General features: G+C 37.9%; 21 protein-coding genes. 6 read left to right on the top strand and 15 right to left on the bottom strand.

Translation table 11 applies throughout. The features are described from left to right. Positions 1 to 11 precede the first annotated feature (11 nt). Together sda and BLL40_RS14630 are read right to left on the bottom strand one after the other, a co-directional pair. Positions 12 to 158 carry a sporulation histidine kinase inhibitor Sda gene (gene sda / locus BLL40_RS14635; RefSeq protein ID WP_073712605.1) on the bottom strand — a complete coding sequence of 49 codons (147 nt, stop codon included), beginning with the start codon at positions 156 to 158 and terminating at the stop codon, positions 12 to 14. 203 nt (positions 159 to 361) lie between these two features. Then, the gene (locus BLL40_RS14630) at positions 362 to 1,507 is read right to left on the bottom strand and encodes a CapA family protein (RefSeq protein WP_073712604.1); all 1,146 of its coding nucleotides are present in this window, start codon (positions 1,505 to 1,507) and stop codon (positions 362 to 364) included. A gap of 162 nt (positions 1,508 to 1,669) precedes the next feature. Here BLL40_RS14630 and BLL40_RS14625 point away from each other — a divergent pair, with 162 nt between their 5' ends. Further along, the gene (locus tag BLL40_RS14625) at positions 1,670 to 1,990 is read left to right on the top strand and encodes a hypothetical protein (protein WP_083566554.1); all 321 of its coding nucleotides are present in this window, start codon (positions 1,670 to 1,672) and stop codon (positions 1,988 to 1,990) included. Between the two features lie 535 nt (positions 1,991 to 2,525). On the opposite strand, the gene BLL40_RS14620 is transcribed toward BLL40_RS14625, so the two are convergent. The 4 genes from BLL40_RS14620 to BLL40_RS14605 form a co-directional block, all read right to left on the bottom strand. Beyond that, the gene (locus BLL40_RS14620; RefSeq protein ID WP_073712603.1) at positions 2,526 to 3,764 is read right to left on the bottom strand and encodes an NAD(P)-dependent malic enzyme; all 1,239 of its coding nucleotides are present in this window, start codon (positions 3,762 to 3,764) and stop codon (positions 2,526 to 2,528) included. Between the two features lie 137 nt (positions 3,765 to 3,901). After that, on the bottom strand, positions 3,902 to 5,416 hold the full coding sequence (locus BLL40_RS14615; RefSeq protein WP_073712602.1) for a BCCT family transporter: 1,515 nt from the start codon (positions 5,414 to 5,416) through the stop codon (positions 3,902 to 3,904). 132 nt (positions 5,417 to 5,548) lie between these two features. Further along, positions 5,549 to 6,703, bottom strand: a complete 1,155-nt coding sequence (locus BLL40_RS14610) for a Zn-dependent alcohol dehydrogenase (protein WP_073712601.1) — start codon at positions 6,701 to 6,703, stop codon at positions 5,549 to 5,551. Positions 6,704 to 6,797: 94 nt separating this feature from the next. Beyond that, positions 6,798 to 8,249, bottom strand: a complete 1,452-nt coding sequence (locus BLL40_RS14605; RefSeq protein WP_073712600.1) for an NAD-dependent succinate-semialdehyde dehydrogenase — start codon at positions 8,247 to 8,249, stop codon at positions 6,798 to 6,800. A gap of 496 nt (positions 8,250 to 8,745) precedes the next feature. Here BLL40_RS14605 and BLL40_RS14600 point away from each other — a divergent pair, with 496 nt between their 5' ends. From BLL40_RS14600 to BLL40_RS14575, 5 genes are all read left to right on the top strand, one after another. After that, positions 8,746 to 9,306 carry a formaldehyde-activating enzyme gene (locus tag BLL40_RS14600; RefSeq protein WP_073712599.1) on the top strand — a complete coding sequence of 187 codons (561 nt, stop codon included), beginning with the start codon at positions 8,746 to 8,748 and terminating at the stop codon, positions 9,304 to 9,306. A 67-nt stretch (positions 9,307 to 9,373) separates the two neighbouring features. Next, complete coding sequence (locus BLL40_RS14595) at positions 9,374 to 10,177, top strand: IclR family transcriptional regulator (RefSeq protein WP_073712598.1); 804 nt, start codon at positions 9,374 to 9,376, stop codon at positions 10,175 to 10,177. A 92-nt stretch (positions 10,178 to 10,269) separates the two neighbouring features. Beyond that, positions 10,270 to 10,563, top strand: coding sequence for a putative quinol monooxygenase (locus BLL40_RS14590; RefSeq protein ID WP_073712597.1), 294 nt, complete (start codon positions 10,270 to 10,272; stop codon positions 10,561 to 10,563). Positions 10,564 to 10,833: 270 nt separating this feature from the next. After that, the gene (locus BLL40_RS14580; protein WP_245797965.1) at positions 10,834 to 11,094 is read left to right on the top strand and encodes an MFS transporter; all 261 of its coding nucleotides are present in this window, start codon (positions 10,834 to 10,836) and stop codon (positions 11,092 to 11,094) included. A 136-nt stretch (positions 11,095 to 11,230) separates the two neighbouring features. After that, positions 11,231 to 11,749: a DUF2179 domain-containing protein gene (locus BLL40_RS14575; protein WP_073712596.1), complete on the top strand. Its 519-nt coding sequence runs from the start codon at positions 11,231 to 11,233 to the stop codon at positions 11,747 to 11,749. Positions 11,750 to 11,996: 247 nt separating this feature from the next. Here the strand turns inward: BLL40_RS14575 and BLL40_RS14570 are convergent, their stop codons facing one another. From BLL40_RS14570 to BLL40_RS14530, 9 genes are all read right to left on the bottom strand, one after another. Beyond that, complete coding sequence (locus BLL40_RS14570) at positions 11,997 to 13,082, bottom strand: NAD(P)-dependent alcohol dehydrogenase (protein WP_281247273.1); 1,086 nt, start codon at positions 13,080 to 13,082, stop codon at positions 11,997 to 11,999. Between the two features lie 31 nt (positions 13,083 to 13,113). Continuing rightward, entirely contained in the window at positions 13,114 to 14,085 is a 972-nt protein-coding gene (locus BLL40_RS14565) for a substrate-binding domain-containing protein (protein WP_073712595.1), read from the bottom strand. 61 nt (positions 14,086 to 14,146) lie between these two features. Continuing rightward, a complete protein-coding gene (locus tag BLL40_RS14560; RefSeq protein WP_073712594.1) occupies positions 14,147 to 15,121 on the bottom strand; it encodes an ABC transporter permease in 975 nt (324 codons plus the stop codon). Between the two features lies 1 nt (position 15,122). Next, entirely contained in the window at positions 15,123 to 16,634 is a 1,512-nt protein-coding gene (locus BLL40_RS14555; RefSeq protein WP_083566552.1) for a sugar ABC transporter ATP-binding protein, read from the bottom strand. 58 nt (positions 16,635 to 16,692) lie between these two features. After that, positions 16,693 to 17,709, bottom strand: a complete 1,017-nt coding sequence (locus tag BLL40_RS14550; RefSeq protein WP_073712593.1) for a substrate-binding domain-containing protein — start codon at positions 17,707 to 17,709, stop codon at positions 16,693 to 16,695. A gap of 32 nt (positions 17,710 to 17,741) precedes the next feature. Beyond that, a complete protein-coding gene (gene xylB, locus BLL40_RS14545; RefSeq protein ID WP_073712592.1) occupies positions 17,742 to 19,211 on the bottom strand; it encodes a xylulokinase in 1,470 nt (489 codons plus the stop codon). A 265-nt stretch (positions 19,212 to 19,476) separates the two neighbouring features. Continuing rightward, positions 19,477 to 20,943 carry a hypothetical protein gene (locus BLL40_RS14540; protein ID WP_245797964.1) on the bottom strand — a complete coding sequence of 489 codons (1,467 nt, stop codon included), beginning with the start codon at positions 20,941 to 20,943 and terminating at the stop codon, positions 19,477 to 19,479. Between the two features lie 100 nt (positions 20,944 to 21,043). Beyond that, complete coding sequence (locus BLL40_RS14535) at positions 21,044 to 21,952, bottom strand: FTR1 family iron permease (protein WP_073712591.1); 909 nt, start codon at positions 21,950 to 21,952, stop codon at positions 21,044 to 21,046. A gap of 43 nt (positions 21,953 to 21,995) precedes the next feature. Next, positions 21,996 to 22,745, bottom strand: coding sequence for a hypothetical protein (locus BLL40_RS14530; protein WP_073712590.1), 750 nt, complete (start codon positions 22,743 to 22,745; stop codon positions 21,996 to 21,998). Positions 22,746 to 22,785 lie beyond the last annotated feature (40 nt).

Below are 22,785 nucleotides of genomic sequence, written 5' to 3'. Positions count from 1 at the left end.
TTGTTCATCTATCACATACGTTGTGCATAGTAAAATCTATATTTAATCCCTCGTCGTTCGAGCTCAATTTCTAAAAGTCGAATAAATTCCGGTTCAAGTTGAAGTTCCACAGCTCTATTGTATGCTGATATAATAAATTTATCTGATTTTTCTTTCATTTCCCTCTGTCCTTTCCTAGTTGTTACAGTTAATATACCTTTATTCCAAAAGAATAAAACACTCAAAAAAAAATTTATTTTTTCGAAATATTGTTTACCTTCCTTTTCCCCTGGGTAAAGAAAATCTATATGTACATTTCTTAACTCAATGAACCAAGATTAAGCGCCCTTTCTTTCAATTTATAGACAAAAAAAACCGTCCGTTAATTGGGCGGTTTTGTTTCATATTTCATCCAGTCAACGTCCGTTCCATTGATCCGGTTTGATGCATCAATAATTTTATTCATTACTCGTTCTTTTTCAGTGCCCTCTAAACGAGTCGGCTGGTAGTCATTTCGCTCCATTAATGACGAAATTGAAAACGGCACGACCTTTATTTCTTTCTTATCCGTCAGCTTTCCGTCTTCTAAATGATACGTCTGCTGGAACACGTAGGTGTCTTTATCCGCCGGGTTCCTGTTGCCGCCGAACATAAAGTTTCCTAAGCTGTAGACAATAAATTTGTCATTATACTCTTCAATTCCCTGCACGACATGTGGATGATGGCCGACAACGAGATCAGCTCCCGTGTCTACTGTAAACCGTGCAAGTGTCTTTTGCGACTCTTCCGGCACATAGCTTCGCTCAACACCCCAGTGAAAATGAACGATGATGATTTCCACGCCGTCATTGCGCATTTTCTGTATGTCTTTCTCTACTTGTTCACGGATTTCTATGCTATCCTGCCAGCCTTCATAACCGAGTGCGCCGACGTTTATTCCTTTAACTTCCGTTTCAAAGTGATTGTCATAGCCAAAATATCCGATCTTTTCTTTTTCCAGATTCACAATCGTGTCATCATAGCCTTGCTGCAAGTAATCATATATATGGTTATTCGCCAAGTTGACCGCTTCAATCCCACCCATTGTCAAAATTTGCGCATAGTCGGGATCCCCTTTAAAGCGGAACTTCTTCTCTGCTTTTTTCGTTGCTTCTGTTAATGTTGTTTCTAAATTAACCGTCGACAGATCATCTTCTTTAAACACACCGCCAAGCCCGCTGACAAAGTGTGACAATCCCTTTTTCTCTGCTTCATGCGGAAATGATCCTTCATATGTGAACGACTCATCCGTACCGAGCGTAAAATCGCCGGCTGCGCTAATCGTAATCGTTGTTTTTTCCGGTTCTTTCGTTTCCACTATTTGTTTCGGCTGCTGCTCAATTTCTACATTGCTCACTTCTTGCTTTGTCGTCACCACATTCACCATAAGTGCCCCGATAATTAATAAAAAAAAGGCTGCTACCGTGAGCCGTATCGACCGTTTCAACCGACGCTTTTTCCGTCTTACCCCACTTCTTTGCCCTGTCATGTAAACATGTGCTCCCCTACTTTTTTGGCTATTATACTATAAAAAACCAAAATAAGCAGACCATACTAGATAAATTATGGTAATATATGCATTTATTCTATTAAAATTGATCTATCATTTCACCATAATAATGGTTATATTTTAATCAAGGAGTGATCTATTTTGAAAATGAAATATTTAACTTTAGGGTTACTTCTTGTTTCATTCATTGGATTTATTGCAATAGAATGGTTATTTACGATACCACCTGATACAACCTCTGGTAATGGAAATCTTGGTATTTTAGCGATATCAGGGTTATCCCCGTTCTTTATTGCCGCCTATTTCCTTACAGCTAAGATGACGAGGACGATACTTATAGATAGAATTAGTAAGAAATTAAACATGATTATCTTAACTCTTTGTTTTGTAAGCTGTTTCTTATTACTATTTTTAATAATTGAGCATACGAATGAACTTGTAGCTGCACTAGGGGGGCGCTAGCCAATGAAAACTCACGAATTTATCGCTTCGGTTGGTTTAACCAATATACAAATAGTCTTTTTTTCAATGTTTATACATTCTTACTAATCTACCTATTGAGTGTTATCGTTGGAGTTCTTTCGTTAGTCAGAAAATCTGATTAAATAGGATAAAGTGAAACTTCATTCAGTGGAGATTAGGTTCACAGGATGTGAATCATGCAGACGTTGTCACAGGACGTGACGATCTTAGTCTGCGTTCCGCTTATCCCCCACTGAATAAAAAGGAACTCAGGTAAAGAGCGCCGCGTCCTGCGGCAATACCTAAGTGACCGGCTTCAGCCGGCCCGAACCAATCGGGCTTTTACGGACAGTTGATCCCCCGCTTATCCTTCTTTTCGACGTCTTGAAACGGGGGTCTTACTGCCCGTTAATGCGGGATAAAAAAACTTCCCATTGACTTCTTATGGAAGGTTACACCTAAGCTTCTCTGTAAAACGTCCTTTTTGTCAGCGCTTTGCTTAACTTGATGGCTATAAGATAATACCCCCTGCTTTTTATGCGTATTCTTTTTCCTTAGAGAGCTTAAGCAATCGGTATTGTATTTCTGTCGGATTAACGATCTTTTGGGCAACACCCGTTTCTATTGCTGCTTTTGCAACAGCGGAAGCTACATATGCGGCTACTCTTCGATCAAATGGATCTGGAATCACATAATCTGTATGGAGGTTTTCAGAGACTAATTCAGCAATCGCATAGACGGCGGCAAGCTTCATTTCTTCGTTAATTTCTTTTGCCTGAACATCTAAAGCCCCACGGAAAATGCCTGGAAATGCAAGTACATTATTGACTTGATTCGGGAAATCAGAACGGCCTGTCCCTACAACGAATGCACCGGCTGCTTTCGCCTTATCTGGAAAAATTTCAGGTGTAGGATTAGCCATCGCGAAAACAATCGGATGATGATTCATAGATCGAACCATCTCTTCCGTGACGGCTCCTGCAGCAGATACGCCGATAAATACATCTGTTCCTACAAGAGCTTCTGCCAATGTCCCTTGTTTTAATTCCTTATTCGTAATACGAGCTAATCTCTCCTTGAATAGGTTCATCCCATCAGGACGACCTTCATAAATAATTCCTTTTGTGTCACATAATAGGACTTCTTTCACTCCTATACGAAGAAGGAGATGAATAATCGCCACCCCTGCAGCACCCGCCCCATTTATCACAACACGAATTTCTTCTACTTTTTTGTCTGCTAGTTTCAAAGCATTGATTAGCCCAGCAACCGTGACAATCGCTGTTCCATGTTGGTCATCATGAAAAACAGGAATTTGACAAACCTTTTTTAAACGAGCTTCTATTTCAAAACATTGAGGGGCCGCAATGTCTTCTAAATTCACTCCACCAAAGGTGGGTTCCAACACTCGAACTGTTTCGACCACTTTATCAGGATCTTCTGTATTTAGACAAAGAGGGAATGCATCAATATCTGCAAATGATTTGAATAATGCTGCTTTTCCTTCCATAACGGGCATGGCTGCTTTCGGGCCAATATTCCCGAGACCAAGTACAGCCGTTCCATTTGATACGACCGCCACAAGATTCCCCTTCATTGTATAATCGTAAACTTTATCCTCATCTTTATGAATTTCTAAGCAAGGCTCCGCTACACCGGGAGAATATGCAAGACTTAAATCTGTTGCATCACGTACTGGAACCTTTAAAGAAACACTTAGTTTCCCTTTCTTTTCTTTGTGCATGTTGAGAGCTTCTTCCCGCAAATTTGACATATTCTCTTTCTCCTAACGTTGCGAATTTTCTTTCCCTTTTAGGCTTTTTCTCTATCATCTATTTTGTTTCTAAACCTCTTATATAAAAAGTACAAAGGTCTGAGACCTTCGTACTTTCAATGTTTAGTATTATGTTATTAACTAACTTTTTCTTTTTCTTCATTGAAGCTTTTTTTTTCTGCCTCATTTTTAAAGGACTTCAATAAAGAGAACATTGTAAGTATCAAAATGATGGCTAGTGGGAATCCAATAATGATTAACGCACTGACTATGGCGCCTAAGCCCCCAGACCATAACAGAATAACGGCAGTTAATGATTGTAGAATACCCCAAATAAATTTCATGGAATTTGATGGATTTAAATTACCATTAGTGCTTTGCATAGCTAGGACGTATGTTCCGGAATCTGCAGTTGTAATAAAGAATGTTCCTATTAATAGAATTCCTAGGAATGATATTATTGTACCTAATGGTAATCCCTTCAATATAGTAAATAATGCAACTTCTACTCCTTGATTTTCCATAATTTCTTTTACTCCAAAATGATCAAACATTTCTAAAGAAATTGCGGTGCCACCGAATACACTAAACCACAATATTCCGAAAATTGTTGGTACGATAAGCACGCCTAATACAAACTCACGTACTGTTCTTCCTTTAGAAACACGTGCAATAAAAGAACCAGCAAATGGCGCAGCAGCAACCCACCAAGCCCAATAAAAAACTGTCCAGTCTTGAAACCAAGAAGATTGCTCAAATGGACGTTGGTTTAAGCTCATATTTGGTAAATTTTGAATGTAATCACCAAATGATGATGTAAACACATTCAGAATAAAGGTTGTTGGTCCTGTAAAAAACACAAAAACCAGTAAGAAGATCGCAAGTATAACATTCGTATTACTTAAATATTTAATTCCTCGCTCAAGACCCGTTTTGGCAGATAGCATAAATAGAACTGTAACAACTCCGATAACGATTACTTGAGTTGTAAAGTTATTTTGTATACCTGTTAAATAGGAAATACCTCCACTAATTTGTGTTGCACCCATCCCTAGTGGACCTGAAATAGCAAAAACAGTTGCCATGATGAAGATGACATTGATAGCTCGTCCAAGTCCACCGTCTACTTTATTGCCCAATATTGGGCGTAATATTTCACTTGGTACTTGTGAAGCCCCTTTCCTAAATGCAAAATATGCTATCGCTAATCCTGTTATAGCGTAAATAGCCCACGCATGAAATCCCCAATGAAAGAATGAATAGCGCATTGCTAAGGCCGCAGATTCAGCTGATTCACCTTTTCCAAACGGTGGATTATGGAAGTGACTAATTGGTTCAGCAGCCCCCCAGAAAACAAGACCGATCCCCATACCTGCACTAAACACCATTGCTAACCAGGTAAAAGTACTAAATTCAGGTTTATCAGTATCTTTCCCTAATCTGATTTGACCATAACGAGAAAAAGCTAAATAAAGTAAAAATACTAAGAATGCGGTAGCAGCAGTTAAATAAAGCCATCCAAAATTCCCTTGTAAAAACGTTTGAATCACACTAGTTACTGAACTCAGATTTTCAGGTACTAATGCACCCCATATAATAAAAATCAATGTTATTGCTGATGAAATAATAAATACTGGCGACAACTTTTTCATTGAAATCCACCTCGCGTTTTTAAGTAAGCCCTTTCAAAAGATGAAAGGAAAATAAATTTATCCATTTTTCATAAGTAACATAAATGACCTTCTTGATCCATGTGAACGACATGAATCAAGAAGATGTGTTAATTAAACTGTTTCAGTAAGCTCTTGTTCATCTTCGTTCTTTGAATGGTCTTGAAATGAAACAACCGTTCTTCCCACATTTACCCCACAACAATCATGGAATCCGTCAAATGCTTTATTAATATCTTCTAATGGAAGTGTATTTAAAATTAATTCATCAAGCATTAATTTTCCGTCTAAATAAAGCTGTGCAAGATTTCGAATGTCGCGAAGTGGATTAATATCTCCGTAGCTGCTTCCTTTTAATGTTTTTCCACGGCGGTGAAACAATTCAGCATTAATGGTTAATTCTTTCGTAGTGTAGAATCCTACAACAACGACTACTCCACCTTTTCGTGTAATATCCCACGCACTTGCAGTTGCCTTCGTATTCCCTGTTGCATCAATCGCAAACTGAACACCAACACCGTCCGTTAATGATTTAACCACTTCTTCTAAATTTCCATCGGCAGGATTCACAACATGTGTAGCACCAAATTTTTTCGCAGCTTCTAAGTTTTGCGGTTTCATATCAACGGCAATTATTTTACTTGCACCTGCAATTCGTGCACCTTGAATCGCGTTAATTCCTACACCCCCACAGCCAAACACTGCAACCGATGATCCTGGTGTAACTTTTGCTGCATTTACTACTGCCCCGTAACCTGTCGCAACACCGCAACCTAATAGTGCTGCTTGCTCTAGCGGCATTGCATCTGGAAGCTTCACACATGACATCTCGTCAACAACTGCATATTCTGCAAACGTTGACAAAACAGAATCATGATAAATCATCTCTCCATCTTTACTTAAACGTGATGATCCCTCTGGTAAGAAACCCTTCTCCATAGGACCGAATGCTGATTCACAAAGATGTACTTGTCCATTTGTACAATATACACACACACCACAATACGGAATCCAGCTTAATGTTACTTTGTCACCCGGCTTTACGCTTTTAACATTTTCTCCAACTTCAACTACTACACCCGCTCCTTCATGCCCAAGAACTACTGGTTTTGGTGTTCCTGGACTTTCCTGTGCAATCAAATCACTGTGACAAACACCTGAAGCTGCGATTTTAACCAGAACCTCGTTGGATTTTGGCGGAGCTAAATCAATTGTTTCAATTTGTAAAGGCTTTCCTACTTCTCTTAAAACAGCTGCTTTCATTTTCATTTAAAGATGTACCCCCGTTATCATTTTATAAATTTTTTATAATAAAATATTGTTAATATTCATTCAACCTTATAAGTGATGCTTCGCTTAGAAATTAAAGGCCTAAAGAAACATATTTTGTTTCTAAATACGGCTCAATGCCTTCAATACCACCTTCACGACCGATACCGCTTTCTTTCATACCACCAAACGGTGCTTGTGCCGTTGACGGTAATGCATCATTCCATCCAACAATACCGTAGTCCAATGATTCCATAATCTTCGTTCCGCGAGTTACGCTTTCTGTGTAAAAATATGCTGAAAGACCATATGGAGTATTATTTGCAAACTCAATTACTTCTTCTTCAGTTTCAAACTTTTGTATGGGTGCGACAGGTCCAAATGTCTCTTCACTCATAATGACCATTTCAGGTGTTACATCTTTTATTATTGTTGGATGATAGAAGCAAGCATTGTCATTTAGGACTTCACCTTGACCACCAATGACTACTTCTGCGCCTTTACTAACTGCGTCCTGTACATGCTTATCAACCTTTTCATACCCTGCTTTATTAATCATTGGCCCAATGTCCACACCTTCATCTAGACCATTTCCTACTTTTAATTGACTAACAGCTTCTTTAAAAGCTGATACAAATTTTTCATACACATTTGCTTGAACATAGATTCTGTTTATGCAAATACACGTTTGACCTGCATTACGGTATTTTGAAGCAATTGCACCTTGAACCGCTTTTTCAATATCCGCATCATCAAAAATAATTAATGGTGCATGGCCACCAAGCTCAAGCGAAATATTTTTCACTGTATCAGCACTTTGTCGAATTAAATGTTTTCCGACTGCTGTTGATCCAGTAAATGTTACTTTACGAACTTTTGGATTACTCATAAACGCTTCCCCAATTTCTCCGGGGTTACCAGTAACTAAGTTGACAACACCTTTTGGCACTCCCGCTTCTTCACAAAATTCCATTAACTTCATTGCTGTTAACGGTGTAGATTCTGCAGGTTTAATAACAATTGTGCATCCTGCCGCAAGTGCCGGACCCAATTTACGAGTAATCATTGCTGCCGGGAAGTTCCATGGTGTAATCGCCGCAACGACGCCAACTGGCTGTTTAACAATTTGAATACGGTTGTTCGCACTTCTACCTGGAACAGTACGTCCATATACACGTCTTGCTTCCTCGGCATACCACTCTAAGAAAGATGCAGCATAATTTACTTCCCCCCTTGATTCAGCAAGTGGTTTCCCCATTTCTAATGTCATGATTTTTGCCAGTTCCTCTTTATTTTCATGCATCATTTCCGCAACTTTTCTTAAAATTTGAGCACGCTCTGTGGCTGCAGTCTTTGACCAGCTTTGAAAGGCTGTATGTGCCGCTTCAATTGCTTCATCTGTTTCAGCTTTTCCACTGTTTGGCACCTTCGCAATTACTTCACCGTTGGCTGGATTAATCACATCAAATGTTTTTAAATTGCCACCGGTCCACTCACCATTAATGAAGTTTAAATGTTTTTCTGCTGCTAGCTGTACGTTTGACATGTTATAACCTCCTGTAAATTTATTCATTCCCCTGCATTTAAACGAGTTTTACACCCTTTTTGTACCTTCAATGGGGGATACCATGCTATATATCTGCCATTACAAACAAATAATGAAAACGCTAACAATGATTCATTCAGAATAAAAAGATGTTCCCATGATAATTTATTACTTCATTCCTCCCTGAAGATATGTTCACATAACGAACATTTTTTTCTTTATTTGAAATCATGCTCAAATTATAATTCGTAATTTGTGAGTTTGTCAATTCAATATTTTCAAAAAAATATTTTAATTAATAGCTCTCTGCGATTTTATTGCGATTATATATATGAAGTATAATGACATCGTTTATCCCCCCAAAAAAGTTAGTATTTCAAAAAAATAGATTTAAAAATTTTTGTTTGACACTTAGCAAATATCTGCTTTATAATTTTAAATAATTCGCGAAACGAAATTTTTGTTCACAATGCGAAAAAATAAGGAGCTGAAAAATATGAAAAATCTTGAAGTAACGAAAGAAGCACAGGAATTATTAACATATTTAGATGGGAAATTTGGTGAAGCGTTTGGTGGAGAGGCGCCAAATGGAAGTCATATAAATGTAATTATTGCAAGAAGAGGATCTAATTCTCATGCTGAAGCAGTTAGAACATTAGCAAACCCTTCAAAAGGGCATGTACCATTTCTTGTTTGCCTAGGACTAGGTAATGTCATCAAACCAGCAACCATTGTAATTAATAAAATTACAATTGAAGATGAAAAATATGAGCGATTCTTTTATGGAGCTGCACAATTAGGTATTGGTCAAGGAGTTTTAGATGCGGTTAAAGAAGGCCTTTTAGATAAAGATTTTTTAGGGGACATTTCGTTACTCGTTGCTTGCTGGATTGATCCGCAATGTGAGGACGAAACAAAAATCAAAGTAAATTCACGTGAAGCAATGTTTAATGCGATTAAAAATGCGCTTATGGCACCTTCAGAGGAAAAAATGTATATTCAAAATCAACTTGAAACATATGAGAGCGCTACAAATAACTTCTACAGCGGTGAATAACGAATCAATTGATAGGAATAACTGCGGAGACAATGACAAGGATATAGCATTACGATATAATATTGATATGAATAATTTGAATAATACAACTAACCAAAAACCGAATAAAAAGCAGGAAGTTTCCTCCGTTCAAGCAGTCGATCGCGCACTGAAATTGCTTACATTAATAGCGGATAGTAATACACCCGTTTTAGCCGCTGACCTAGCGGTTAAAGCAAATTTGAACCGCACAACAGTATGGCGTTTACTTGCTACGTTAGAAGGACAAGACTTTATAGAGCGGGATCCATTCACAAAAGGTTATCAGCTCGGTTATGCATCAACAAAACTTATAAGCGGGATGGATCAATACAATCCGCTCATTCGTCGAGCACGTAGAGCAATGGAGCAATTGCTTGAGAAAGTCCATGAATCTGTTCTCTTAAGTGTACCAAAAACATTTGGTGTACTAACCATTGATCAAATCAATCCTTCTAATCAGAGCATCCGTGTCGCAGATTATATTAACTCGACAATGCCTCTTCATGGAACATCGAACGGGAAGCTTTTATTAAGCTATCTTAGTCAGAATGAGCTAGACATTTTGTTGGATCGAAAGCTTGAACAGTTTACCCTCCATACCATTACGGACCGTGAAAAACTGTATGAAGAAATTGAGCTTATCCGAAAGCAAGGATTCGCAACAAACTTTTTAGAATCAGATGAAAATGAGAACGGTATTTCAGCACCGATTTTAGACAAACAAGGTAATCTCGTTTCCTTTCTTAGCGTAAGCGGTCCAAGCTTCCGTTTTTCAAAGGAAAAGGTATTAAGTTGGGCACCTACTGTTATCGCTTCTGCAAAAGAAATTACACACAATCTTGAAAAATAAGCCCCTATCTTTTAAAAGATGTAATGCACCGTTATAAAATCTAACTTACACATAAAAAGAGGGATCAAATCGGTAAAGTGGGAGAGATATCAATGTATATCGTACATGTTTCAATTCTCGTAAAGGAGGAATATCTCTCTTCTTTCAAGGCAGCAACCATTGAGAATGCCTCAAACAGTTTAAAAGAATCCGGCGTTATTCGCTTTGACGTGTTACAAGACTCAGATGTCCCTTGCCAGTTCGTATTAGTTGAAATGTATCATACACAGGCAGATCAGTTAAAACATCGAGAAACAGAGCATTTCAAAAATTGGCGTGCAGCCATAACTAATATGCTAGTCCAGCCATATTCATTCAAAAGATATAATAATGTATTTACAGGCTAATAGTTATGAAACATTAGCCAGCATGATTAAAATGACATGCGGTAATTTCAGACTCATTCAACGGCTTTTTACACAAATCAAAAGAATCCTAGATATTAATCAACTTACTTCGATTACAACAGAAATTGTAGATGCCGCACTTGACAGTTTAGTTATAGGCATCAAAATAGCATAAAAGCTATCTTTCAGAAAAGGAAAGATAGCTTTTATGCTAGGTGCTAACATGCGTAATTTATCGCCTAAAATGACATCTTTTTTGAACCAGAATGCTTGGTTGGGGTATTTCCTGCCGAGAGCTTTCCAACAGAAATCCGCTCTTCTTGCGTAGGACTTGCAACAGCTGAAAGTAGGTTAAGTGCGGCAGTTGGTACGTTCTTGCTTCCAATGGGGATTGCAAGTATAGGGATTCAATATACAATGCTCTGTCTTACAGCTGTACTTGTTATTAGCGCAATTGTATCAATCGCTTGGGCTCCTGAAACGAAATCACTTACACTAAGCGAGGCAATTATTACCAATAATAAACATTAAAGGTTATTTATAAACCAAACTTGCTACAGGTTATTGTTTTCTCAGCTTACAGAAAAATCCTTCATCTTTTCTGTAAGCTTTTTTGGTTTTTATGTAACTAAAAACTCTGCACTTATAAGTGAGCAGGGGTCCATCCATGGATATATTATTGATCTTTTTACTTCAATTAATTTATGTACCTGTCTATACGCTGCGGATTATTTTTTTAGTAAAAGAAAAGAAGTTCCTTGCTTCTATTTTAGGATTTATAGAAGCTTTAATATATGTATTTGGTTTAGCCATTATCTTTACCGGGGAGCAAAGCATTTGCGCCATGCTTGTATATGCGATTGGTTTTGCTTTAGGTATTGCTATTGGTGGATATGTAGAGGGGAAACTTGCAATTGGGTATACCACAATTGTCGCAAATATTACGAATAGAAATGATGATTTCATCTCATCATTACGCCAAGAAGGCTTTGGTGTCACATTGTTTGTAGGAGAAGGAAAAGACAGTCAACGTTTTCAACTCGAAATTTTAACATTACGAAGCAGGGAAAAAGAGGTATTTTCGATCATACAAGAATATGAGCCTTCCGCTTTTTTAATTTCTTATGAAGCAAGAAAGTTTAAAGGCGGCTACCTAGCGAAATCAGTAAAAAAGCATTCTATATAAGCTCAACTGTGCTCTGTAAAATGGACAGTTTTAAACAAGCTAGGTGCTTATGCATCTAGTTGATGACCTGGGTATTGTGTTATGGCCCCTATCAAGTAAACAAGACTAAAAAGATCTACTTTAGGTTGTAAAAAAAGATCCACCTTTTTGGTTTGTTGTCGAGGTATATCCCCACACCTTACCAATAGGTGGATTTATATTTTATTGATTTATAGAACTTCGAGAAGCCAAAGATTGAGAGTTAAAATCAGCTTGGATAAATCATGATTTTCAGTGTGTTTGTTTTATCATGAATCGCTCTTTCAAAAGCTTCCGCTGTTTCAGCTAATGGATATTCATTTGTAATCATTTTTTCAATATCAATTTTACCTGATGCAAGCATTTCAATGGCCGTTGGATACGTATCGTGGTAACGGAAAATACCTTTAATATCAACTTCTTTGTCGATCATACTAGAAATGCTCATAGGAACTTCATCTTGAGGTGACATTCCCACAATGGCTACTCTTCCACCTTTTCGTACGGATGAAAGTGTTCCTTGAACTGCTTTAGGATTGCCAGCTGTTTCAATTGCCAGGTCTACGCCAAAACCATTCGTATATTCATTCACTTTTTCTTCTAGCTTTTCTTCACGCAAATTAATCGTATGAGTAGCACCCATTTCTTTTGCAACATCCAAACGATTTTGTTCTAAATCGACTCCGATAATCATTTTCGCTCCTGCCACTTTAGCAGCTGCAGCTGTTACTAATCCAATCGGGCCCATTCCCATGATAATAACTGTTTCACCCGGCTGGAGATCGCCCCGGCGAATCGCATGTACCCCTACTGAAAATGGCTCTACTAGTGCAGCTGTTTCATAGCTCATACTGTCTGGAATAGGGAAGACCAAATCAGCTCTCATCGCTATGTACTCACAGAAAGCTCCATCATAAGGAGGAGTAGCAAGGAATTCTACACTTGGACACAAGTTATAACGGCCTTCTTTACAATGGACACACTCACCACAAGTTGCTCCTGGTTCGATTGATACACGCTGACCTTCTTTAAGATGCGTCACATCCTTCCCTACTTTAACGATGTCTCCGGATGCTTCATGACCTAAAATAATTGGTTTTTCGACAATAAAGTTTCCGACTTTACCATGCTCATAATAATGAACGTCCGATCCGCAGAGGCCAACCGCTTTTACACGAATCAAAACTTCATCATTCTTTAGTGTTGGAATATCAATTTGCTGCAATTCGATATTCTTTACACTTGTAAGCACTGCTGACTTCATCGTGCCTTTAAGATCTGTAAAATCTTCTGTTTTTATTGCATCTTTTATCACATTCAACTGCTCCTTCTCCAACATTTTTTAATTATTTTTGCAAGTATTCATCTACGTTTTCTTTTGTTACTAGCTCAAATGGAATTTCATACTTTTTCTCAATTGTTTCACCTTTTGCTGCATTCACTGCCTGTTCAACGACTGTTTTTCCTTGTTCAATTGCATTTTGATAAACTGTTGCAATCATTTCATCTTTTTTCACTGCTTGAAGAGCGTCTTTCACCCCATCAACTCCAACGACCGGTAAATCATTCATGTTTTGAGCACGCAATGCATTGATTGCTCCAATAGCCATTTCATCATTTTGTGCGATAACCGCATCAATTTTATCACCGTGAGTTTGAATCCAGTTTTCCATGATTGTCATCGCTTCTGCTCTTGACCAGTTTGCTGTTTGTTCTGCAATCACCTTAATTTCCGGATTTTTATTAAGGACGTTATAAATACCTTCTTTTCTTTGTGTTTGACCTGTTTGTCCAATTGGTCCTTCAAAAATAACAACATTTCCTTTTCCACCTAAAGCATCTACAATTTCTTGCGCTTCTGTTTCGCCTGCAACTACATCGGGTGAACCAACATAAGAAGTCAACTTTTCAGCTGATAAGAATGCATTCACACCTAATACAGGAATACCCCCATCGACAATGCCATTCACAGTGTTATTTAGAGCTTCTTGATCGATAGGATTAACAATAATCGCATCTACTTGCTGGCTTTCTAAGTTTTTCAATTGTGAAATAGCTGTACTAACATCATAATTTCCATCCATTACGACAAGTTTTACTCCCAATTCTTTTGCTTGTTCTTTCATAGCATTCGTTAAATTTGTCGCAAATTCTCCTCGTAAACCATATACTTGGAAACCAATTGTAATAGAATCTGTATCTTTCTTTTCACTGTTGTCTTTACTGCCTGAATTTGTTTGTAGATTGGAGCTGCATGCTGCCATTAAGAACGTTGCCAAAATAACAAGCATTAAAAATGAACTTTTGATCTTTTTCATGAAAAATTCCCCCTATATTTTAATGTTTATAAAAAAAGGTTGATCCCTTCTCCTACCTTGATTACGTTCGCTTACGGTCAACTAAAACGGCGATAATAATAATGGCTCCTTTAATCACCTGCTGCCAATAAGATGATACAGCCAATAAATCTAATCCATTATTTAAAACACCAATAATGAGTGCCCCGACCAATGTTCCCCATAATCGGCCACGGCCTCCCATTAAACTTGTTCCGCCAATAACAACTGCTGCAATGGCATCTAGTTCATAAGAAACCCCTGATTGCGGTAAACCGGATGAAATACGTGATGTAAGAAGAACCCCTGCAAGTCCCGCAAGCAAGCCGCTAATACAATAAACAGACATTAACGTTCGATCGACATTTAAACCGGATGTTCTAGCAGCATTCTCATTGCCACCCACTGCATAAACATATCGCCCAAATTTCGTACGATAGAGCAATATACTGCAAATGGCAAAGGTAATTAAAACAATCCATACAGCAAATGGTATACCGATAAAACCACCTGTTCCAATGATAAGAAAAGCATCCGATAAACCAGAAATCGGCTGACCTTCACTGTAAATATAAGTAAGTCCCCTTGCAATGGCCATCATTCCTAATGTCGCAATGAATGGGGTTACTTTCCACTTGGCAACGATGATACCATTAACAGCTCCAAGTAATAATCCGGCTCCAAGGCCTGCAATAATTCCAAGAAATAAATTTGTATCGTTTCCTACAACGAAAGAGGCTGTAATAATACCTGAGAAAGCTAAGATGGAACCAACGGATAAATCAATGCCTTTTGTTAAAATAACAAAGGTCATTCCAATAGCTAAAACGGCGTTAATTGATACTTGTTTAAAGAGGTTTAACATATTAGCTGACGTTAAAAAGTTAGGACTTAAAATTGTTAATACAACCACCATACCGAGTAAAGCAAGCAAAATTCCATATTCTGATAACATATGTTTAACATTAGCTTTTCCTTTTGTTTCTTTATAGGTGTTTGTCGATAATTGGCTATTCATTTTAGACCTCCATCTTGTTGGCTGTAGCCAAACTTAAGATTTTTTCCTGCGTAGCGTCTATTGAACTTAGTGTTCCCATCACCTTACCTTCACTAAGTACGATGATCCGATCGCTCATGCCCAACACTTCAGGCATTTCCGATGAAATCATGATAATAGAGTATCCTTCTTGCGTAAGGTGATCCATCAGCTTATAAATCTCTGTTTTAGCGCCTATATCGATGCCTCTCGTTGGTTCATCTAAAATTAAGATCTGTGGATTTGTTAAAAGCCATTTAGCTAAAACAATTTTCTGCTGATTTCCTCCACTCAGCGTTTCTACAAGCTGATTCCGATGATACGTTTTAATTTTGAGTCGCTTAATCATATCATCAGCTACTTCATTTTCATTCTTCCTTTTCATCATAGGTCCTGATGAGACATCCTTTAATGATGTCAGAGTAATATTTTGCTTAACGGACATAGGAAGCACTAGTCCTTCTTCTTTTCGATCTTCTGTTACGAAAGCAATTCCATGTTTAATCGCATCTTTCGGTTCCTTAATTTTTATCGGTTCACCTTTAAGTTTAATGGATCCACTTTCAATAGGGATCATGCCGAATATCGCTTTGGCTACTTCTGTTCTCCCTGCTCCCATTAAACCGGTTAAGCCTAAAATTTCTCCTTTCTTCACTTGAAAACTGACATTTTCAAAATAACCTGGTGCAGAAATTCCTTCGACACTAAGAGCCATTTCCTCTTTAATCGAAGGGCTTCTCTCTGGAAAAACATCTGTAAGCTCTCGACCAACCATTTGTTTAATTAATGTTTCCTGATCCAGATCTTTTGCTAAGTTTGTAGAAATGTATTCTCCATCTCTAAAAACGGTGATATCATCAGCAATACGGAAAATTTCATCCATTTTGTGTGAGATATAAATAATCCCTTTCCCATCTTTTTTCAATCGATTAATAATGCTAAATAGTTGTTCTACTTCTTTATCAGCTAGAGAGGAGGTAGGTTCATCCATAATAATTACTTTCGAATCGTAAGAGACCGCTTTCACAATTTCAACCATTTGAATCTCTGAAACACTTAATTCTTTCATCTTCTTTTTTGGGTTAATCGATAAATCAAGATTTTCAAACATTTTTTTCGTATCTTTATACATTTTGGGATAGTTCACTAAATGGACTTTCGGATATAACGGCTCTCTGCCTAGAAATATATTTTCAGCTACTGTCATTTCAAAAATGGGGCTCAATTCTTGATGAATCATCGCAATTCCATAGTCTAAAGCTGCTTTAGGTGTATGGGGAAAAACTTCTTTCCCCTCCATCAGAATGGTTCCTTCAGTCGGTTTATAAATGCCAGATAAAATCTTCATCGTTGTTGATTTTCCTGCTCCATTTTCACCCATTAATGCATGAACTGTTCCTTTACGGATGTTTAAATTGACATTGCTGATGGCTTTAATTCCATTGAAAAACTTTGAAATCCCTTTCATTTCTATTAAAAATGGTTGAACAGTCATCCAATATCTCTCCTTTCTTAAACGTTTAAGTTCAAGTTAATAAAAATCATGTGGACCCTTATTTTACTGTTCCACATGATTCACGAATAATTAGCTGCAGCGGCAAAGAAGTTGAGATCACTTCTTCACTTGATTTTAATTTGTGTAAGGCATGAACAGCCTGTCTTCCCATTTCAAAAGCTGGTTGAGCGACAATCGTAAAGGTAGGATCGCTTATTTCTTGCCACGGATGATCATCAAAACCGATAAAGCTCATATCTGTAGGAATACGAAGCTTGAGTTCCTTTATCGCTTTCACCGCTCCCATCATTAACAGATGGTTGGTCGCAAAAATAGCGGTTGGAGGTGAGGGCAGTTTCATCATATTCATAACAGCTTGATAGCCCCCGTTCATTTGAGCCTTCGTCCCTGTATAGTTGCCGCCAAATTGAATGAGTTCATCATCTACTTTTATATTTTGGCTGTTTAATGCATCTATGTAGCCTTGTCTTCTCTCTACGGTAGTACTAATTCCTGGTGAAGCTAGTATAAGACCAATTCTCTTATGACCATTTTTCAGTAACGTCTTTGTTGCTTTAAAACTTCCATCAATATTATCTGCTTTTATGACAGACAGCTTCATATTTTCTACTTCACGGTCAATTAATACCATTGGTGCATTTTCGATCATTTTCAATGGGCCCAGTGTATGTGATACAGGTGCTAAAATAATACCGCTTACTTGTTGGGCAGATAGTAATCCAATGAGTTGATTCTGTTTTTTTTCACTTTCTTCCGAATTCGCTACAACAACTTGCCAGTCATAATATTCGCATTCTTCTTGAATGCCGTCTAATATTTCAGTGAAAAATGGGTTATTATCGGGTACGATTAGCCCAATTAATTTACTTTCTCCACTTTTTAAACTTCTAGCCGATTCATTTCTAGAATACCCAAGATACTTTATGGCCTCATTGACCCTCTTCACTGTTTCTGCACTTGCTTCGTCTTTATTATTTAGAACATTGGAGACAGTTGCTATCGAAACGTTAGCCTCTTTTGCCACATCATATAACGTTGGCCTCTTTTTCTTCATTATTTTCTAACTCCCTTTACTGGTAGACCACATTATTTAGCCGATAGCTTTTTGTATATGTCTTGATACTTTGTAAAGCTTTCCTCATATAAATCACAATGCTCTTCATTAGGGGTAATTAAGTCTTTGTTCATCACTTTTTCGGTTGCTTCATCTGGTGTTTTCCAGTGATCAACACCAATACCTGCCAAGATTGCTGCACCTATTGCAGGTCCTTCAAACTGAGCAGATTTTTTTAGAGACACTCCTAATACATCAGCTAAAATTTGACTCCACAATTCACTCTTTACGGCACCGCCTGTTATGACAAAGGAATCTACAGTCGCAATGTTTTTAATCAGCTCATGACAATCTTTTAAGCTGTATGAAACCCCCTCCATCACTGAACGAATAAAATGTCCTTTACGATGGGTCAAATTCATGCCGTAGAAAACACCTCTAGCATTCGAATCATTATGTGGAGTACGTTCTCCTGATAAGTAAGGAGTAAAGATGAGTCCTCCTGATCCCGGGCCCACTGCCTTTGCTTTCATTATTAAGCTTTGGAAGTCATCCTCGATTTCGAATGCATGCCGAAACCATTTAAGCGATTCACCGGCAGTTAACGTAACACCCATGGCGTACCATGTATTTGGCAGAGCGTGACAAAAAATATGAAGAGAAGAATTTGTTTTTGTTAAAAATTCCTTGTCTGGTCTGTTTTTTATAGGTACTAGTACAACTCCTGAGGTACCTATACTAATCAACCCTTTGTCTTCCTTAAAGACACCGTTTCCAATTGCGGCTGCAGCGTTGTCTGCAGCTCCAGCGATAACAGGTATTCCTTCTTTTAATCCAATCGCTTTTGCAACAGCATGTTTGACTTTTCCAATCACCTCTACACTTTCGTATAGGGGAGGAAACCATTCCGGATTGAGTTCAAGTTCTTCGATTATATTTGAATTCCACTCTCGATTATAAACGTCGAAAATTCCTGTCCCGCTAGCATCTGTAACATCAGTTGCCACAACTCCGGTTAATTTATAATTGATAAAATCTTTAGGCATGAAAACCGTCGATATTCGCTCGTAATGTTCTGGCTCATTCTTTTTGAGCCACATGATTTTTGGAAGTGTAAACCCTGGAAAAAGTGTATTCATCGTTAATGTTCGATATTTATCTTCCCCTATATGGTTTAAAACTTCTTTACATTCTACTTCAGTTCTTTGATCGTTCCACAAAATGGCTTTTCGAATAACAGCACCTTGTGAATCCAGTAGTACACTGCTATGCATCTGGCCAGTGACGCCAATCGCTTCCACTTTAGCGGGGTCGTTGTATTCAAATAGTTTAGTTAGCGCTTTCAACGTCGCTGTCCACCATTCATTTGGATCATGTTCACTCCAACCTTCTTTCGGAACATCAAATGAATATGAAATTTCAGACGCCTCAACTAGTTGTCCTTCTTTATTAAGTAAGATCACTTTTGTACCGCCTGATCCTATATCTATACCAAGAAACAATGCGTGTTCCCCCCTTAATTTCAAAGTGACTTAAACGTTTTAGTTAATTTCTTAAGCTTATTAAATTATATTTTTTGATTATTGTCAATCTAATTTTATATCTTTTCACACATGACATCACCTGCCTAATGAGCATGCTGCAGTCATATTCTGAAAAATCGTTCCTACTTCGTGTAGAAACCCTATGTTAAAGCAAAAAAGCAAACAGAGAGATAACAATCCCGCTTCGCTTATTGAAGCGGGATTGTTCCGTTTCCTTCCCTAGCTACTTCCATTCATACAAAATAATGCGATCATAAACGGGATCGAAAAGCGCATTTGATTTAAATTCTTTTACTTTTTTAATTCGGCTCGCAACATTGGGTTCCTGATTTTCAAACCCTTTCAGCACTTTATCGGTTAATAAGATTTTACTGTTTTTATAATAAGATTGGTCATGAAGAAAAACAGAATACGTTTCAACCTGATTGGAGGAAACCGGAACATTCAAGTACTCTAATACTCTCGTTTCTTCCCACGCGTAGATCACAGCAGGCTCATTAAGCTTTTTTAAGTAGCTGGCCAGCTGATACGTCGCTGGCTCGGAAGTAGCTTGTTCTTTTAGAAGCAAAAAAGAGTGAAATGATTGTCCGAGTAAGAGCATCATAAAAAGAATCAACATAATCGAATGGCTAAACTTATGTAATACGTTTACTAACAATAAAAAAAGAAGGAACATAGCTATAGGGAGAATGTGCCTCGGCTTATCAATATTTTGAGCAAAAAGAGCCCAGAAGAAATAAGACATACTCATGATGACAGCTAACTGCGGAGCAGAATGTTGTTTTAGCATACTCCATCTAAAACGATAGAAACACAAACTAATCAATACAACATATAGTACACATAAAAAGAGTGACTGAGAAGAGACGCCAGTCCATATGACGTTATCCACTATCAATATTTTTGCTCTTTCGAAGAAGGGTATGCTGCTTGACACTGCTGTATTGCCCCAGCTATTGAAATGGCCGCTTGTAAAGGCAAGTGATAATTTTACAAATCCTTTTAAACTGCCTTCAGAGACAATAAGAGCCCCTACCCATACAAATTGAAACAGCATGGCTGCACCTAAATGAAAAACAATTTGTTTTATTGTGTACGTTTTCAATGCCCACTTTTTATAAAACAGGTAAAACAGGCCAACAGCGAATGGCAAGTAAGACAGCCGAATGCCTAGCAAAGCACTAAACAAAAACAGTGGTAACACCTTAGCCGTACGGCTGTTTTCCTTGATTGCTTTTTCGATGCTCCAAAAGTACCACCATAAACAAGCGATGGCCGCCCCTTCCGACATGGGCTGATTGACAATAACGAGCATGTAGCTGGAAGAGTATAGAAGAGCAGCCATAAGCAAACTAGAGGAGCGGGTAAGATACTCTCTTGCCAATTGATACATTGGAAATAAAGCGCTAAAGTAAAACAAACTATTAAAAATCGTTAAGGCAGCTGTTTGATTTTCTATCCATATATTTATTAATTTACCACCTAAAATGAAATAAGGATATCCCGGGAAATGCGGCTGCATGGCCATTAGATCATAGCGATCCAATGCCAATGAAAAATCAACCTGATCCCAAGTAGCCGCAAAAGAATTCATATACGTAAATTGAGTCCACAGCAGCAAACCTATAGATAGAATGCTTATCATCATCATGATGCTGGTTAATTGTTTAACAAAAGGTTCTTTCTTCACTATGTCGCCATCCCTTTCTGATGCTCGCCCTTAAGTACTTTTTCAAATGGAAAAAGTACAAGGCATCTGCCTTGTACTCTATGTAGATCATATATTTCCATTATGCTTGTGATTTTATCACGTTGATCTCGTTTGATACTTTTTTCTTCTCAATCCCTTTATTTGATGTTAACAAATAAATTCCGACAAAGTAGCCAATGTATGCAATGACTTCTTCAATGGATGGCATAGAGGAATACCCGAATAACGCTTTCAGAAAAATCCCAATATCTCCTGATAAGAGAGGTGCAACGCCATGATCCCGTAAATAGTGATCATAATCGATCGGATGCTCTGGAAGAAACCACGTCAGATCATACAGGTGCGGAACCACACTTCCGATAATACTTAAATCTTGCATCATTGAAATAGCTTGAACGAAAAGACCTGCGGCAATCAAAATAATAAACGCTCCGGTAATTTTAAAGAATGTTTTAAGCGGGACTTTCATCGTTCCTTTAAAGAAGAAGTAAGAAACCATAACCGCAATGATAACCCCTGTTATAGCTCCCCAGCCCTGCATCGCAGCACCGATATTGCCTCCTGTAATCGCGGCAAAGAAAAAGACCGTTTCGACCCCTTCACGTAAAACAACTAAAAAGGAATGAATGACCATGCCAACGACATTACCGGTTGAAATAAAGCCGTTCATTTTGCCTTCCATCTCGCCTTTTAAATCTTTGCTGTGGCTTGCCATCCAAAATACCATCTGGGTGAGCAAAAGAGCCGAGATGAGCATAATGCCGATCTTTAAATACATTTCGCTGCCCATTGATGTAAAACCGGTCAACACAATTTGGAACAGCATGGCCACGCCAGCACTTGCCAGTACAGCTAGACCTGCACCGAGCCATACGTACTTCGTATATTGTTTATTGTCCATTCGTTTTAAATAAGTCGTAATAATCCCAATAATCAATAAGGCTTCCAATACCTCACGGAACATGATTAACAATGCCTGTACTTCCAAAGTCTGTTCCCCTCCTCATATGGGAAATATGAAGGATGAATGTTTACGATCTTTTACGTTTTGCCACAACTATAACGCCAATGAGCAGTCCGACAATGAGTAAAAGCGGTATCCAATTTCGTATATTTGAAATATCCGTCCATTCATTTTTTCCGTTATCTGTTTCTGTCGCGCTTTCTGAAAAATGTCCAATTTCCAAACTCTTTAAGTCAAACTCTTTTTGAAGTAAAGTTAAAATTGTTTCCTTGCTCGCATTAAACTGGTCTAAATCTGCTTCTTGTTTTCCAACACCAAAGAGTCCCGGATTTCCTAATGCATTTAACGCTTGATCAAACTCAGTTTTTACTTCTTGATCCAATTCTGGATTGCTGGATTCGACTTTAGCAGATAAAGCTTCATATGTCGCATGACCTTTTGCTAGCAGCCGCTTACTCGTATCATATTCCGAGAAGTTTTTTTCTATGTTTTCCAATCGTCTCGCTATATTGAGAACAAGAAGCTTATCCATATTCTTCATTACTTGTTCTTTATCTTCATCTTCAATATTTTGAAGAATGAGTTTTGCCGGTTCCGGCCCCATATGCATGTCCACTTCTTTTTTTATTGTCTCGAAGTGCTTTTTCGCCGTAGTGTAATCGGCTGGTTTTTCATCTAATTCAATCATCATTTTTTTGTATACTTCTGCTAATGCCTCTTCATTGGGGTCTCCATACGTATAAGCATTGGCAGATAATATATTTATATTGCTCAAAATAAATACGAATAAAAAACAAGAAAGTAAACACTTTTTCATTGTACATCCTCCTCTATAATGATAATCATTATCATCTCAA

This window comes from Domibacillus mangrovi (assembly GCF_001906925.1).
In the GTDB taxonomy this organism is placed as follows: domain Bacteria; phylum Bacillota; class Bacilli; order Bacillales; family Domibacillaceae; genus Domibacillus; species Domibacillus mangrovi.
This window is presented reverse-complemented; position numbering and strand designations above follow the sequence as displayed.

Coding starts and splice junctions, on each gene's coding strand:
- sda (WP_073712605.1), bottom strand. CDS start 158: ATGAAAGAAAAATCAGATAAATTTATTATATCAGCATACAATAGAGCT.
- BLL40_RS14630 (WP_073712604.1), bottom strand. CDS start 1,507: ATGACAGGGCAAAGAAGTGGGGTAAGACGGAAAAAGCGTCGGTTGAAA.
- BLL40_RS14620 (WP_073712603.1), bottom strand. CDS start 3,764: ATGTCAAATTTGCGGGAAGAAGCTCTCAACATGCACAAAGAAAAGAAA.
- BLL40_RS14615 (WP_073712602.1), bottom strand. CDS start 5,416: ATGAAAAAGTTGTCGCCAGTATTTATTATTTCATCAGCAATAACATTG.
- BLL40_RS14610 (WP_073712601.1), bottom strand. CDS start 6,703: ATGAAAATGAAAGCAGCTGTTTTAAGAGAAGTAGGAAAGCCTTTACAA.
- BLL40_RS14605 (WP_073712600.1), bottom strand. CDS start 8,249: ATGTCAAACGTACAGCTAGCAGCAGAAAAACATTTAAACTTCATTAAT.
- BLL40_RS14600 (WP_073712599.1), top strand. CDS start 8,746: ATGAAAAATCTTGAAGTAACGAAAGAAGCACAGGAATTATTAACATAT.
- BLL40_RS14595 (WP_073712598.1), top strand. CDS start 9,374: ATGAATAATTTGAATAATACAACTAACCAAAAACCGAATAAAAAGCAG.
- BLL40_RS14590 (WP_073712597.1), top strand. CDS start 10,270: ATGTATATCGTACATGTTTCAATTCTCGTAAAGGAGGAATATCTCTCT.
- BLL40_RS14575 (WP_073712596.1), top strand. CDS start 11,231: ATGGATATATTATTGATCTTTTTACTTCAATTAATTTATGTACCTGTC.
- BLL40_RS14565 (WP_073712595.1), bottom strand. CDS start 14,085: ATGAAAAAGATCAAAAGTTCATTTTTAATGCTTGTTATTTTGGCAACG.
- BLL40_RS14560 (WP_073712594.1), bottom strand. CDS start 15,121: ATGAATAGCCAATTATCGACAAACACCTATAAAGAAACAAAAGGAAAA.
- BLL40_RS14555 (WP_083566552.1), bottom strand. CDS start 16,634: ATGACTGTTCAACCATTTTTAATAGAAATGAAAGGGATTTCAAAGTTT.
- BLL40_RS14550 (WP_073712593.1), bottom strand. CDS start 17,709: ATGAAGAAAAAGAGGCCAACGTTATATGATGTGGCAAAAGAGGCTAAC.
- BLL40_RS14530 (WP_073712590.1), bottom strand. CDS start 22,745: ATGAAAAAGTGTTTACTTTCTTGTTTTTTATTCGTATTTATTTTGAGC.